The sequence below is a fragment of the Kaistia defluvii genome, from assembly GCF_026343955.1.
GTDB classification, from domain to species: domain Bacteria; phylum Pseudomonadota; class Alphaproteobacteria; order Rhizobiales; family Kaistiaceae; genus Kaistia; species Kaistia defluvii.
Genome location: NZ_JAPKNI010000002.1, coordinates 382,222 through 394,845, shown reverse-complemented (window position 1 = coordinate 394,845; position 12,624 = coordinate 382,222). Strand labels below are relative to the sequence as shown.

The following is a 12,624-nucleotide window of genomic DNA, read 5'->3' as shown; positions in this document are numbered from 1 at the left end:
GAATGCAGAGCGAGGCAGTGGCGCGAAACGAGACGGAAACGGCGCAGCCGGGCCTTTCGGTCGCCTCCGTGTCGCTCATCCCGCTCGTCGAGGGCGCTCTCTGGTGGCCGGAGGAGCGGACGCTCGTCGTCGCCGACCTGCATCTCGAAAAAGGTTCGTCCTTCGCCCGTCGCGGCCAGATGCTGCCGCCCTATGACACGATGGCAACGCTGCAGCGGCTGGCCACGATCCTCGCCCGCCTGGCGCCTTCCCGTGTCATCGCGCTTGGCGACAGCTTTCATGACCGGAACGCCGGCGACCGGCTGAACGCGGCAGACCGCGCCTCGCTGCGCGCCATGACCGCCTCGGCCGAATGGATCTGGATCGCCGGCAACCACGACCCCGATCCGCCGCGCGACCTCGGCGGCTGGGCGACGAGCGAACTTTCGATCGGCCCCCTCACCTTCCGCCACGAACCCCGTCCGGGCGCGCAGACGGGCGAGATTGCCGGCCACCTGCACCCCTCCGCCCGGCTTGTCGGTCGCGGCCGTTCGATCCGCCGCCGCTGCTTCGCGGCCGATGGCCGCCGCCTGATCCTGCCGGCCTTTGGCGCGCTGGCCGGCGGCCTCAACGTCCTCGACGCGGCGTTCCGGCCGCTCTTCGATGGCCGCGCCTTCCATGCCTGGATGCTGGGCGACGCCGTGCACGCCATCGCCGGCCATCGCCTGGTCGACGGCTAGCCTTCCCGATCTGCTCCCGAGAGAAAGTCTCACGCCGATACCTTCACGGGGCCGCGCCCTCCACGTTCCTTCCGCGACGGCCCTAGCGCCAGGCGATCCACCGGCATCCCTTGCCGTCCCTGACGCCCCTGAAATACCCCTGAAAGGAAACCGCGATGCGCCGCCTGGCCCTGATCCTGCCTGTCCTGATGGCCGTCCTGCCAGGTTCCGCGCTCGCGGCGGATTCCGGCCTTGCCGCCAGCCTGAAGGAACTCGACGACACGACGCGCCTGATCCAGGTCTGCGACATCGCCGTGATGGACAAGACCTCGAGCCGCAAGGACGGGGCCACGGACCGCGCGTTCATCGACATGCTGCACCGCCCCGAGATCGAGGGCGATGTCGCGGCGGGCGATGGCGGCGCCTTTCGCCGCAAGGGCGAATGGTATGAATTCTCCTATCGCTGCGCCGTCACGCCGGACCATATGAAGGTGACGAAACTGAGCGTGAAGGGCATCCGGCACGTGCCGCATTCCGAATGGGAAGCGAAGAACTTCTATCCCTGACCGGCCAATCCCGCCTGGTCCGTGTATGGTGCCGGCGATTGTCCCCGCAACAATGGAAACGCGCGCTTGATACCCTGGGTCCGGCTCGACACGGCAACCATCCCCGGCGCCAGCGGCGAATTGCGCCTGATGCAGCGCGGCGCCGAGTTCTCGATCATGATCGGCTCGAACGAGCTGATGAACAGCCGGCTGAGCGGCTCGGAAGAGGCGCTCGCCTCCCTGTCGGCCGCGAAGATCGCGGGCCGGCCCGGGGCAAGCGTGCTGATCGGCGGTCTTGGCATGGGCTTCACGCTGCGCGCCGCGCTGGCCGAATTCGCCCCCGATGCGGCGATCACCGTGGCGGAGCTTGTGCCGGCGGTCGTTGCCTGGGCGCGCGGCCCGATGCAGTCCGTGTTCGGCAATTGCCTCGACGATCCCCGCGTCACCATCCACGAAGGCGATGTCGGCCCGCTGATCCTCGCCGGTCGCAAGGGTTTCGACGCGATCCTGCTCGATGTCGACAACGGCCCGGAAGGGCTGACGCGGGAATCGAATGACGGGCTCTACACCATGCGCGGCCTCGGCGCCGCCTTCGCGGCGCTGCGTCCCGGCGGCGTGCTCGCCGTCTGGTCGTCCGGTCCGAACGCCGCCTTCACCCAGCGCCTCGGCAAGGCCGGCTTTACCGTCGAAGAGGTGAAGGTCCGCGCCAATCGCGGTCGCAGCGGCGCCAAGCACGTCATCTGGATCGCTGTCCGGCCGGAATGATCAGGCTTGCCGCAGCCGGGATCGCGGCGCGGCGAGCAGCCTCGGCGGCCGGGGCGGCGGCGCCTGCGGAATTCTGGCGGCGATCGCCTGCCGGCCGGGACGCTCCCGACCGTGATGCCGGGTCTTCTCCCAGCGATGCGGCGCGACGATCAGCTGGAAGAAGGCGCGATAGCAGGCGAGCGACAGCAACAGCCAATAGCCGGGCAGGAAAGGCAGCACGCCCGGCTGCCGCTTCTTGCGCCGGAGCCGCAGCGTGGCGCGTGACAGCAGCCCGAAGACGACATAGCCGGCGACGAAATTGAACACGTTGAGGAAGATCATCGCCGCGTCGAGCGGACTGTCGGCCCGCCAGATGATCGTCGGGTCGATCACCATGGCGAAGGCGGTGACGATATAGACCGGGTGGATCGCCGCCGCGACGAGGGTGCCGAAGCCGGTCAACAGGAAGCCGAGCGTCCGCCGCGAGCCGATGGCCCGCCACAGCTGGACCGGATGGCGCGTATGCACCAGGAAGGTCTGCATCCATCCCTTCAGCCAGCGCGTCCGCTGCTTGAGCCAGAGCCGCATCGTGCGCGGCGCTTCCTCATAGGTCGGCCTCGTGATGGTGCCGGAACGATAGCCGCAGCGGACGAGCCGTATGCCCAGATCGGCGTCTTCCGTCACGTTGTACGGATCCCACCCACCGACGGCGCGCAGCGCCTCGATGCGGAAATGGTTCGACGTGCCGCCCAGCGGCAAGGGCATGTCGAGCGCCGCCAGGGTGGGCAGCACGCCGTCGAACTGCATCGAATATTCCATGGCGAAGAAGGCGGTCAGGCCATTGACGTCGTCATTGTCGATCAGCAGCGGCGCCTGGATGCAGGCAAGCCGCTCGTCGCCGGCCTTGAAGGCGAGGTAGGCCTCCAGCAACTGGCCGCGATCGGGCCGGTCCTCGGCGTCATAGACGGTGACGAAGCGTCCGCGCGCCAGCGGCAGGGCGAAATCGAGCGCCTTCGGCTTGGTGCGCGGGGCGCAGTCCGGCACCACCAGGATCTCGACATGCGGGCCGAGATCGAGCCGGTCGAGCGCGCGCTTCGTCGAGCGGTCGCGCGCCTCGACAATGAACTTGATGTCGAGCCGGTCCTTCGGCCAATCGAGCCGGTCGAGCGCCCGGGCCAGGTCGGCCACCATATGCGCCTCGTCATAGAGCGGCACGAGGACGCTGTAGACCGGCAGGCGCGACCGGTCCACCTCGATCGAGGGCGGCGGGCGGAAGGTGCGCTCGAGCGCGACGCTGATGGAGAGCAGGCGCAGCATGACCAGCGCCAGGAACAGCAGGCCCGCGGCGATGTTGAAGATCTGCACGACCAGCCAGCCCGTCTGCCACAGTGCCAGCGCCACCAGAGCCAGGAACACCAGTCCCGCCAGCGACTGGGCCGGCGTCAGCAGGCGCCGGGCCGACCAGTCCGGATGGCTTCGAGTCAGTCCCGACACCGCCTCCTCGACCAGTTGCGGCGCAGCCGCCTCTGTGAGGCAGCGCCGGATCGCCGCGGGCGTGGTGACCGTCAGCCGCCCCGCCAGTTCGGGCTTGCGGGCGAGCGCCTCCGCCAGCCTGTCCGCATCCTGCGGACGGGGCGCGATCACTAGGCGGCGCGACCCGCCATCGTCGAGCATGGCGACACGGCCGGCGCGAATGCCCGCCGCGAGGCGTTGCACGTCGCCCGCGCCGTCATGCGGCACCACGGCTTCAAAGGTCTTTCTTGGCGCGAGATCAAACGGAAGCCCAAGGCGCGCGGCCAGAACCGCATAGCGAAGCGGCTCGTCCGGCGGCTCCCCGCCCGGCGGATTCCACCCATAGCCCATTGGCTCCCCCGCCGCTGGCCCGGGCAACGCGATTGCCCGGCTTCGTGCCCATCGACAATTCGTCTATAGTCCCGCACGCGCCATTCTCATGGCTTACGTAACGGCAACCAGAACGCAGAGTGATACAGGCATGCGGCGGCATTTGGCAAGCATCGCAATCTGGGCGAGCATCGCGATGCTGACGGGCATGATGGCGACCGTCGGCGCGGCGAAGGCCCAGGATGTGGCGGCGACGCCAGCAGCCAGCGCCGCGCCTGCCGTCACCATACCCAACCTGTGGGACCCCAACCGCCGTCTCGACCGGCCCGCCACGACGGCACTGACCGGGATCCGCTTCACCACGACCGACGATTTCCCGCCCTTCAACTTCACGGGACCGGACGGCAAGCTGACGGGGTTCAATGTCGATCTCGCCCGCGCCATCTGCCGCGAACTGAGCGTGCCCTGCACGATCCAGGCGCGGCCCTGGGACGGGCTGGTCGAGACGATTGCCGCCGGACGTGTCGACGCCGCGCTGGCCGGGATCGCGATCACGCCGGAAAACCGGGCGAAGCTGGATTTTTCCGACGTCTATCTCCGTCCCGTCGCCCGCTTCGCCGGCCGCAAGGGCGAAACCGCCGCGCGGCTCAACGCCGAGGGGCTGGCCGGCCGCAAGATCGCCGTCACCAAGGGCAGTTCGCACGAAGCCTATCTCGCCGCCTTCTTCCCGGCCAGCACGCGGGTCGCGGTCGACACGCCGGGCGCGGCCGAGGAAGCGCTGAAGGCGGGAAGCGTCGACCTCGTCTTCGGCGACGGCGTGCAACTGGCCTTCTGGCTGCAGTCGGAACCGGCTGCGGGCTGCTGCGATTTTGTCGGCGGCGCCTATGTCGAGCCGCATTTCTTCGGCCAGGGCCTGGCGATCGCGTTGCCGCCCAACCGCAACGACCTGCGCCTGGCGGTCAACTGGGCGCTCGACAGCCTCTACGACAAGGGCGTCTTCGCCGAGCTCTATCTGCGCTATTTCCCGGTCGGATATTTTTGAGGGCGGGCGACCGGGGGGCGCCTAGCAAGCAAGTCCCTCACCCACCCCTCTCCCGCGAGCGGGTTGGGGTGAGGGCCTTCTCCGGTGAGGGCGTAAACCCTCACCCGGACCTACGCTCCGACCTCTCCCTCAGGGAGAGGTGAAGAATGTCAGAGCGTGCGATGGCGGGCGCGGGCGCCGCGTTCAATGGCGGCGGCGGTCAGCGAATCCACGTCGAGCACGTCGCGCAGCAGTTCGAGGAAGCGCAGTTCCTCCTGCTCGACATGCAGGTCGGCCGCCGCGACCTCGACGGCGAGCGCATAGGCCGTCTCATGCAGCTTCTTGGGCAGCGAGGTGGCGATCGTCGCCAGCACCGCATGCAGGCCGTCCTCTTCCTGGGTGATCGCGGCGCAGTCCTCGGCGATCTTGATCAGCCGGTCGGTATCGAAGCCCCCGAAGATCGGCAGCGTGTTGACGACATCGCCGATCTTGCGCAGTTCGCGATCGGTCATCTGCTTGTCGACGGCCGAGAGCGTCACCATCGCATAGATCAGAGCCTCCTGCGGGGAGACCGTGCTGCCGGTGGGCTTGTCCATGTCGAAACGCTCCTAAGGCGGACGGTTGCCGTCCAGAATTGACGGTCCTTAGGGTAGGATCTCTTGCGCCGCCATTCAACAGGCTGGCCTGCCCCCTTCGTGCCCGATTGCGCGGGCGGACCATTGACGCGGCGCGGGCCGCTGCCTAGGGTCCGCGCCCACGCGCGCCGTCTCGCGCGCGTTTCCCCAGAAGAGGTTTTCGATGTCGACCGGTACGCTCCCTGTTCTCGATCTTGCGCCCGAACTCGTTCAGGCCGCGCAGGTTTCGAAAGCGTGGCCGTTCGAGGAAGCGCGCCGGATCGTCGAGCGGCTGAAGCGGCAGGGCCGCCCGGACGGCCCGGTGCTATTCGAGACCGGATACGGCCCCTCGGGCCTGCCGCATATCGGCACGTTCGGCGAGGTCGCCCGCACCACCATGGTGCGCAACGCCTTCCGCCTCCTGACCGAAGACAAGATCCCGACCCGGCTGCTCTGCTTCTCGGACGATCTGGACGGCCTGCGCAAGGTGCCGACCAACGTGCCGAACCAGGAGATGATGCAGGCCCATATCGGCAAGCCGCTGACCCGCGTGCCGGACCCGTTCTCGAACGAATACCCGTCCTTCGGCGCGGCCAACAATGCGCGCCTGCGCGCTTTCCTGGATGGCTTCGGCTTCGCCTACGAGTTCGCCAGCGCGACCGACTATTACACCTCCGGCCGCTTCGACAAGGCGCTGCTGCGCATGCTCGAAGTGTACGATCAGGTGATGGAAATCATCCTGCCGACGCTCGGCCCGGATCGTCGCGCCACCTATTCGCCCTTCCTGCCGATCTCGCCCACCACCGGCGTCGTGCTGCAGGTGCCGATGGTCGATCGCAACGTCGAGAAGGGCACGATCACTTATGTCGACCCCGACACGAACGAGCGCGTCGAGGTGCCGGTCACCGGCGGCGCGGTGAAGTGCCAGTGGAAGGCCGACTGGGCGATGCGCTGGTTCGCGCTCGGCGTCGACTATGAAATGAGCGGCAAGGACCTGATCGACAGCGTCAAGCTCTCGACCCGGATCTGCCGCGCGCTGGGCGGCGAGCCGCCGGAAAGCTTCACCTACGAGCATTTCCTGGCCGAGAACGGCGAGAAGATCTCGAAGTCGAAGGGCAACGGCCTGACGATCGAGCAGTGGCTGACCTACGCCGACAATGACAGCCTGGCGCTCTACATGTATTCGAAGCCGAAGACGGCGAAGCGCCTCTCCTTCGAGGTGATCCCGCGCACGGTCGACGAATATTTCGGCTTCGTCGACGCCTATCCGCGCCAGCCGGTCGAGCAGCAACTGGGCAATCCCGCCTGGCATATTCATTCCGGCCACCCGCCGGCGGAAGCCTCGCCGATCCCCTTCGCCATGCTGCTGAACCTCGTCAGCGTCTCGGACGCCACCGACAAGGGCGTGCTGTGGGCCTATATCTCGCGCTACATGCCGCATCTGACCGCGGCGACGCATGAGAAGCTCGACCGCCTCGCCGGCTATGCGATCCGCTACTTCAACGACGTGCTGAAGTCCGGCAAGCACTATGTCGTACCGGAAGGCGCCATCCGCGAGGCGCTCATCGCGCTCGACGCGGCGCTGGCCGAACTGCCGGCGGGCTCCACCGCCGACGAGATCCAGACCATCGTCTTCGACATCGGCCGACAGTATTTCCCCGATCCGAACAAGAAGGGTCCGGACGGCAACCCGCCCGGCGTTTCGCTCGACTGGTTCCGCGGTCTCTACCAGGTGCTGCTTGGCCAGGACCAGGGCCCGCGCTTCGGCTCGTTCGTGGCGATCTACGGCATTCCCGAGACGCGCGACCGCATCGCCAGGGCGCTCAAGGGCGAGCTGGCGGCTAGCTGAAACATGGAGATCGCCGATCGCGATCCGGTTCTTTTGAACAGATCGTGATCGGTTGTGCGTCGCCACCGACGCAACGGTTGCCATAGTCAGCCGTTGCCGTTCGGGAGCGACTGCCATGACCTACTTGAGAAGCCTCTTCCTCGCGGTCCTGTTCAGCCCGACGGGCCTCGCCTTCGCGGACGAACAGGGCTTTCTGAACCGCTTCACCGGCGACTGGTCGGGTAGCGGCGCGGTTCGGCGCAATGCGGAATCGCCCGTCTTCAACGCCCGGTGCACCGTCGCCGGCGACCATGCCGCCAACCGCATGTCGATCGGCGGGGTCTGCCGGGGCGCTATCATCGTCTCGCGCGATATCAGCGCCAATGTCCGCTACAACGCCGCCACGGGCCGCTATACGGGGACCTATGTCGGCGCGCGCGCCGGGCCGGCGGCGATTTCGGGCAAGCGCAATGGCGACCGCGTCAACTTCACCATGGTATGGCCGAAGCCGGTCAATGGCAGCACCAGGGCGCGGATGACGATCGTCAATGACGGCAAGGGCCTGCTGCGCATCCGGGTCGTCAGCCAGCCCGATCCGAAAGGGCCTACCACCACTTTGTCGGACCTGACGTTTCGAAAGAATTGATCAGGCGGAAGCTTTGGCTTTGAATCCGCAGACCTTATTTTCACCTCTCCCTGAGGGAGAGGTGAGAAGCAGCGCAGATGTCTCCACCCTTCCCCTACCCCGCAAAGGACGCCGCCGCGCGATGCAGCAGTGCGTGGCGGCGCGCGATCGGCTCGACGTCGGCGCCATAGCCGCCGCCGATCACGCCGGCCAGCGGAATGCCCCGGCTGCGCACCGCCTCGATCACCCGCCGGTCGCGCGCCGCCAACCCCGCATCGGACAGCGACAGGCGGCCGAGCCTGTCCGCCTCATGCGGGTCGACGCCGGCATTGTAGAAGACGATGTCCGGGTGGGTGCGGTCCAGCAGCGGCGCCAGAATGCCGTCGAGCGCGGCGAGATAAGCGCGGTCGTCGGTCCCGTCGGCAAGGCCGATGTCGATCGTCGACTGGCGCTTGCGGACCGGATAGTTCTTCTCGCCATGCAGCGACAGCGTCGTCACGGTGGCGTCGGCGGCGAAGATCTCGGCGGTGCCGTCGCCCTGGTGCACGTCGCAATCCACCACCAGCGCCGTGCCAATCATCCCCTCCGCCATCAGCACGCGGATCGCCACGGCGACGTCGTTGAAGGTGCAAAAGCCGGCGCCCTGGTCGCTGCGGGCATGATGGCTGCCGCCGGCCGTGTTGCAGGCGAGCCCGTGCGCCAGAGCGAGCCTCGCCGCCAGGATGGTGCCGCCCGTGGCGGCGGCGGCGCGTCGTACCACCGTCTCGTTCATCGGCAGGCCGATCTCGCGCTCGACCGCCGGCGGCAGGGCAAGCGCCAGCACCGCGTCGACATAAGACCGGTCATGCGCCAGCGACAATTGCGCCGCCGTCGCCGGCTCCGGCACGACGAAGCCCGCCGGCGCGAGCCCGTCGGCGGCCACGATCTCCGCCAGGCGGCGGTATTTCTGCATGGGAAAGCGATGATCGGCCGGGATCTCGGCGGTGTAGGCGGGATGGTGGACGATGGGCGGCAGCATGCGCCGAACATAGGGCCTCGCAACGAGCGCGTCGACGCCGGACGGGGAAGCCGCTATCGCTCTTGGGGCACCACCACAACCGCACCCCGAGTCCATGATTCCCATCCGCCCCTTCGAAGTCACGCATCGCGGCATCCTGTCGATCGCCGTGCCGATGACGCTCGCCTATCTCTCGACGCCGCTGCTTGGCCTTGTCGGCATGGGCGTGATCGGCCGGCTGGGCGACGCCGCGCTGCTCGGCGCCGTGGCGCTGGGCGCGGTCATCTTCGACTTCGTCTTCGCCACGTTCAATTTCCTGCGCAGCGGCACGACGGGACTGGTCGCCCAGGCGCTGGGCGCCGATGACCGCACCGAGATCCAGGCGACCTTCTTCCGTGCGCTGATCGTCGCCTTCGGCATCGGCCTGGTCGTGATTGTCCTGTCCGGGCCGATCCTGGCGGTCGCGCTGGCCGCGCTCGGCGGCAGTCCGGCTGTGCAGGCCGCGACGTCGGAATACTACTCCATCCGCGTGTTCTCGACGCCCTTCGCCCTGGCCAACTACGTCATGCTGGGCTGGCTGATCGGCCTCGGCCGCTCGACCCTCGGCCTGTTCCTGCAGACCTTCCTGAACGGCCTCAACATCGTGCTCAACATCGCCTTCGTGCTGGGCCTTGGCTGGGGCATCGCCGGCTCCGCCTGGGGCACGACGCTGGGCGAGGCGGTGACCGCCATTCTGGGCCTCGCCATCGTGATGCGACGGCTCGACCGCGCGCACCGGCCTTCGATGGCGCGGATCCTCGACCGGACGCAGATCCTGCGCATGGTCGCGGTCAATCGCGACATCATGATCCGCTCCTTCGCGCTGCTGTTCGCCTTCGGCTTCTTCGCCTCGCGCGGCGCCAAGATGGGCGACGTCGTCCTCGCCGCGAACGCGATCCTGATGAACTTCTTCCTGGTCGGCGGCTATTTCCTCGACGGCTTCGCGGCAGCGGCCGAGCAATATGCCGGCCGGGCCATCGGCGCGCGCTACAAGCCCGCCTTCCTGCGCTCGATGAAGCTGACGCTCGGCTGGGGCTATGTGCTGGCGACGATCGCCGCGCTCTGCTTCTGGTTCGGCGGCCCGTATCTGATCGACGCCATGACGGTGAACCCCGAGGTGCGCGAAACGGCGCGGCACTACCTGTTCTGGACGGCGCTGACGCCGCTTGCCGGCGTGCTCGCCTTCGAGATGGACGGCGTGTTCATCGGCGCCACCTGGTCGGACGACATGCGCAACATGATGCTGCTGTCGCTCCTGCTCTATCTCGCCGTGTGGGCCGTGGCGGAGCCGCTCTGGGGCGCGCATGGCCTGTGGCTGGCCATGCTCGTCTTCCTGTCGGCGCGTGGCTTCACCCTGCTCTGGCGATGCCGGGTCCGCACGCGGGTCGCCTTTGCCGGATCATGACGGCGAGAAGCGGGCATAGCCCTTGACGAGGATCGGTCCGGTCGGCTTGCCCGTCGGCGAGCCGGGGCTCGGCTCCAGCGTGATCTCGTAGAGCTGTCCCTCATGCGGCAGCGGCAGGTCCGGCCCCTGCAGGCGCGTCGTCGCCTGCCGCGGCAGCGTGCCGAGCGAGACAGGCCCCGTCTCGCGGTCGGGCAGCGTCCAGACCTGCAGGATCTTGCCTTCCGGCACGGCGAAGGCCCGCAGCGGCCGCAGCGTGACGCTGTCATCGGCATAGGCCTGCACGATCGCGCCGGGCATGGAATCCGTCTCGTTGAGCAGCACCGCGACGGCGACCGGCTCGCGCGGTGCGCCGAGGCGCGTGCCCGCAAGGTACCCCACGCCTAAAGCCAGGACGAGGCTGGCGGCAAGAGCCGCCGGCAGCCAGCGCCGCCGCGCCCGCGCCGCTTCCAGGCTGACGACCGTCCCGGCGCGGACCGGGCCAAGCTGCGCCATGCCGGCGGTGCGCGCCTCGATCGCCTTCCACATGCCGGGCGGGATGGCGCCGGGCGTCACCGTGTCGTCCAGCGCCTGCATCGATTGCGCCAGACGGTCGACCCTCGACGCCAGTTCGGCATCGGCCTGCATCGCCACTTCGAAATCGTCGCGCTCGCGGCCTTCCATCTGCCCGAGCACATAGCGCCCGGCGCGGGCCATCTGGTCCTGGCGGCTCATGACAGGCACTCCTGCAAGGCGACGACGCCGCGCCGGATCCAGGATTTCACCGTGCCGAGCGGCGCCTTCATCGTCGCGGCCACCTCGCCATGGTCGAGCCCGGTGACGTAGCAGAGCAGGATCGCCTGGCGTTTCGGCTCGTCCAGCGCGCCGAGGCAGGATTTAAGCGCGTCGCGGTCGGAAAGCTGGTTCAGCGCCGCCATGGCGTCGGCGGCGCGGTCCCCAATGGCGGCGACATCCTCCGCGTCGTGGAATTCGAGGCGGGCGTCGTTGCGGATCAGGTTGAGGGCGCGGTTGCGCACGATCGTCGTCAGCCAGGCGCGGGCCGAACCGCGCTGCGGATCGAAGCGAGCCGCCGACTGCCAGGCCGAAACGAAGCCCTCCTGGACCGCCTCCTCCGCCAGATCCTGCCGCCGGACGATGCGGCGCGCGATGGCGATCAGCCGGCCTGCCTCCGCCTCGAACAGCGCGGCGAAGGCGGCGCGGTCGCCGCGCGCCATGGCGAGCATCCATCCGTCCGGTGTCTGATCCAGCATCGGCTCCTGCGGCATGGCGTGGGCGGTCATTCCCTTCATACACATGGCGGCGGCATCGCGATGCAGGCTCGAGAATTATTTTCTTCCGCTGCATCCAGCGGCCGGGCTGGTGGGTAACGAACCTGCAGGGCTGCGACCCGCAGTCGTTCCAAAGGAGATGATCGTGCCCAAGAACCAGACCGCCATCCACCAGACCGCCATCCGCCTCGCCGCCACCGCCTTCGTCAGCGTCGCCGGCCTCTCCGCCGCCTCGGCCGCCCCCGCCATCGGCCTCTCCGGCGACAGGACGCTGGTGATGTTCGATACCGAGACGCGCAAGGTCACCGGCACTGTGGACGTCGCCGGCGTCGACAAGCTGCATGGCATCGACGTGCGCCCGGCCAACCAGATGCTTTATAGCGTCGCCTCGGACGGCCGTATCGTCACGATCGACCCGGCCTCCGGCAAGGCGACCGACAAGAGCAAGCTTTCGCAGATGCTGCCCGATGGCGTCGCGGCCATCGTCGATTTCAATCCCGCCGCCGACCGCCTGCGCCTGATGGGCACGGACGGCACCAATCTCCGCGTCAATGTCGATGACGGCAAGGTGACGGTCGACGGCTCGCTCGCCTATGAGGCCGGCGACATGCATGAAGGCGAGAAGCCGGCCATCGTTGCCGCCGCCTACACCAATTCGGTCGGCAAGCCGGAAAAGACGGCAATGTTCGACATCGACGCCACCATCGTCGCGCTGATCCAGCAGACCAAGCCGAATGACGGCACGCTGAAGGCGATCGGCAAGCTGAAGATCGACGGAGCGCCGGGCTACGCCTTCGACATCCATTCGACTGGGGATCTGGTCAATACGGCTTATCTGGTCGCCGGCGACACGCTCTACACGGTCGATCTCGCCAGCGGCGAAGCCAAGGCGTCGGGCAAGCTGGAAGGCCTGACGGGCACGCTGCGCGACATCGCCATCCTGCCGTAAGCGGCGCCGGACAGGGCAAGGGCTCGGGCGAGCCTTTGCCAACCGGGCGGCG

13 protein-coding genes are annotated in these 12,624 nt (G+C 68.2%); 8 read left to right on the top strand and 5 right to left on the bottom strand.

Annotated elements, in window-relative coordinates; all coding sequences use genetic code 11:
- Window positions 1-2 precede the first annotated feature (2 nt).
- From pdeM to OSH10_RS06260, 3 genes are all read left to right on the top strand, one after another.
- Window positions 3-719, top strand: a complete 717-nt coding sequence (gene pdeM, locus OSH10_RS06270) for a ligase-associated DNA damage response endonuclease PdeM (protein WP_266330775.1) — start codon at window positions 3-5, stop codon at window positions 717-719.
- Window positions 720-874: 155 nt separating this feature from the next.
- On the top strand, window positions 875-1,264 hold the full coding sequence (locus tag OSH10_RS06265) for a DUF930 domain-containing protein (RefSeq protein ID WP_266330774.1): 390 nt from the start codon (window positions 875-877) through the stop codon (window positions 1,262-1,264).
- 66 nt (window positions 1,265-1,330) lie between these two features.
- Window positions 1,331-2,008 (top strand): spermidine synthase, encoded by a 678-nt coding sequence (locus OSH10_RS06260; RefSeq protein WP_266330773.1) that lies wholly within the window; start codon window positions 1,331-1,333, stop codon window positions 2,006-2,008.
- Here OSH10_RS06260 and OSH10_RS06255 read toward each other — a convergent pair whose 3' ends face one another.
- Window positions 2,009-3,850, bottom strand: coding sequence for a glycosyltransferase family 2 protein (locus OSH10_RS06255; protein ID WP_266330772.1), 1,842 nt, complete (start codon window positions 3,848-3,850; stop codon window positions 2,009-2,011).
- A gap of 142 nt (window positions 3,851-3,992) precedes the next feature.
- Here OSH10_RS06255 and OSH10_RS06250 point away from each other — a divergent pair, with 142 nt between their 5' ends.
- Window positions 3,993-4,871, top strand: coding sequence for a transporter substrate-binding domain-containing protein (locus tag OSH10_RS06250; protein ID WP_266330771.1), 879 nt, complete (start codon window positions 3,993-3,995; stop codon window positions 4,869-4,871).
- 149 nt (window positions 4,872-5,020) lie between these two features.
- On the opposite strand, the gene OSH10_RS06245 is transcribed toward OSH10_RS06250, so the two are convergent.
- Window positions 5,021-5,446, bottom strand: coding sequence for a tellurite resistance TerB family protein (locus OSH10_RS06245; protein ID WP_266330769.1), 426 nt, complete (start codon window positions 5,444-5,446; stop codon window positions 5,021-5,023).
- 202 nt (window positions 5,447-5,648) lie between these two features.
- Between OSH10_RS06245 and OSH10_RS06240 the strand changes: the two genes are divergently transcribed.
- Both OSH10_RS06240 and OSH10_RS06235 read left to right on the top strand, forming a co-directional pair.
- Window positions 5,649-7,313 carry a lysine--tRNA ligase gene (locus OSH10_RS06240; RefSeq protein WP_266330768.1) on the top strand — a complete coding sequence of 555 codons (1,665 nt, stop codon included), beginning with the start codon at window positions 5,649-5,651 and terminating at the stop codon, window positions 7,311-7,313.
- Between the two features lie 115 nt (window positions 7,314-7,428).
- On the top strand, window positions 7,429-7,938 hold the full coding sequence (locus OSH10_RS06235) for a hypothetical protein (protein WP_266330767.1): 510 nt from the start codon (window positions 7,429-7,431) through the stop codon (window positions 7,936-7,938).
- Between the two features lie 94 nt (window positions 7,939-8,032).
- Here OSH10_RS06235 and OSH10_RS06230 read toward each other — a convergent pair whose 3' ends face one another.
- On the bottom strand, window positions 8,033-8,935 hold the full coding sequence (locus OSH10_RS06230; protein WP_266330765.1) for a histone deacetylase family protein: 903 nt from the start codon (window positions 8,933-8,935) through the stop codon (window positions 8,033-8,035).
- A gap of 94 nt (window positions 8,936-9,029) precedes the next feature.
- Here OSH10_RS06230 and OSH10_RS06225 point away from each other — a divergent pair, with 94 nt between their 5' ends.
- Window positions 9,030-10,358, top strand: coding sequence for an MATE family efflux transporter (locus OSH10_RS06225; protein WP_266330763.1), 1,329 nt, complete (start codon window positions 9,030-9,032; stop codon window positions 10,356-10,358).
- Here the strand turns inward: OSH10_RS06225 and OSH10_RS06220 are convergent.
- Together OSH10_RS06220 and OSH10_RS06215 are read right to left on the bottom strand one after the other, a co-directional pair.
- A complete protein-coding gene (locus tag OSH10_RS06220; RefSeq protein ID WP_266330762.1) occupies window positions 10,353-11,069 on the bottom strand; it encodes an anti-sigma factor in 717 nt (238 codons plus the stop codon). The two genes, OSH10_RS06225 and OSH10_RS06220, sit on opposite strands and share 6 nt — an antisense overlap.
- Window positions 11,066-11,635, bottom strand: coding sequence for a sigma-70 family RNA polymerase sigma factor (locus OSH10_RS06215; RefSeq protein ID WP_266330761.1), 570 nt, complete (start codon window positions 11,633-11,635; stop codon window positions 11,066-11,068). Before OSH10_RS06215 ends, OSH10_RS06220 begins: the two co-directional genes overlap by 4 nt.
- 133 nt (window positions 11,636-11,768) lie before the next feature.
- Between OSH10_RS06215 and OSH10_RS06210 the strand changes: the two genes are divergently transcribed.
- The gene (locus OSH10_RS06210; RefSeq protein WP_407660679.1) at window positions 11,769-12,572 is read left to right on the top strand and encodes a DUF4394 domain-containing protein; all 804 of its coding nucleotides are present in this window, start codon (window positions 11,769-11,771) and stop codon (window positions 12,570-12,572) included.
- The last annotated feature ends 52 nt before the right edge of the window (window positions 12,573-12,624 follow it).

Bases quoted from the DNA above. Each gene is read 5' to 3' on its own strand.
- pdeM (WP_266330775.1), top strand. From the start codon at position 3: ATGCAGAGCGAGGCAGTGGCGCGAAACGAGACGGAAACGGCGCAGCCG.
- OSH10_RS06265 (WP_266330774.1), top strand. From the start codon at position 875: ATGCGCCGCCTGGCCCTGATCCTGCCTGTCCTGATGGCCGTCCTGCCA.
- OSH10_RS06255 (WP_266330772.1), bottom strand. From the start codon at position 3,850: ATGGGCTATGGGTGGAATCCGCCGGGCGGGGAGCCGCCGGACGAGCCG.
- OSH10_RS06245 (WP_266330769.1), bottom strand. From the start codon at position 5,446: ATGGACAAGCCCACCGGCAGCACGGTCTCCCCGCAGGAGGCTCTGATC.
- OSH10_RS06240 (WP_266330768.1), top strand. From the start codon at position 5,649: ATGTCGACCGGTACGCTCCCTGTTCTCGATCTTGCGCCCGAACTCGTT.
- OSH10_RS06235 (WP_266330767.1), top strand. From the start codon at position 7,429: ATGACCTACTTGAGAAGCCTCTTCCTCGCGGTCCTGTTCAGCCCGACG.
- OSH10_RS06230 (WP_266330765.1), bottom strand. From the start codon at position 8,935: ATGCTGCCGCCCATCGTCCACCATCCCGCCTACACCGCCGAGATCCCG.
- OSH10_RS06225 (WP_266330763.1), top strand. From the start codon at position 9,030: ATGATTCCCATCCGCCCCTTCGAAGTCACGCATCGCGGCATCCTGTCG.
- OSH10_RS06220 (WP_266330762.1), bottom strand. From the start codon at position 11,069: ATGAGCCGCCAGGACCAGATGGCCCGCGCCGGGCGCTATGTGCTCGGG.
- OSH10_RS06215 (WP_266330761.1), bottom strand. From the start codon at position 11,635: ATGACCGCCCACGCCATGCCGCAGGAGCCGATGCTGGATCAGACACCG.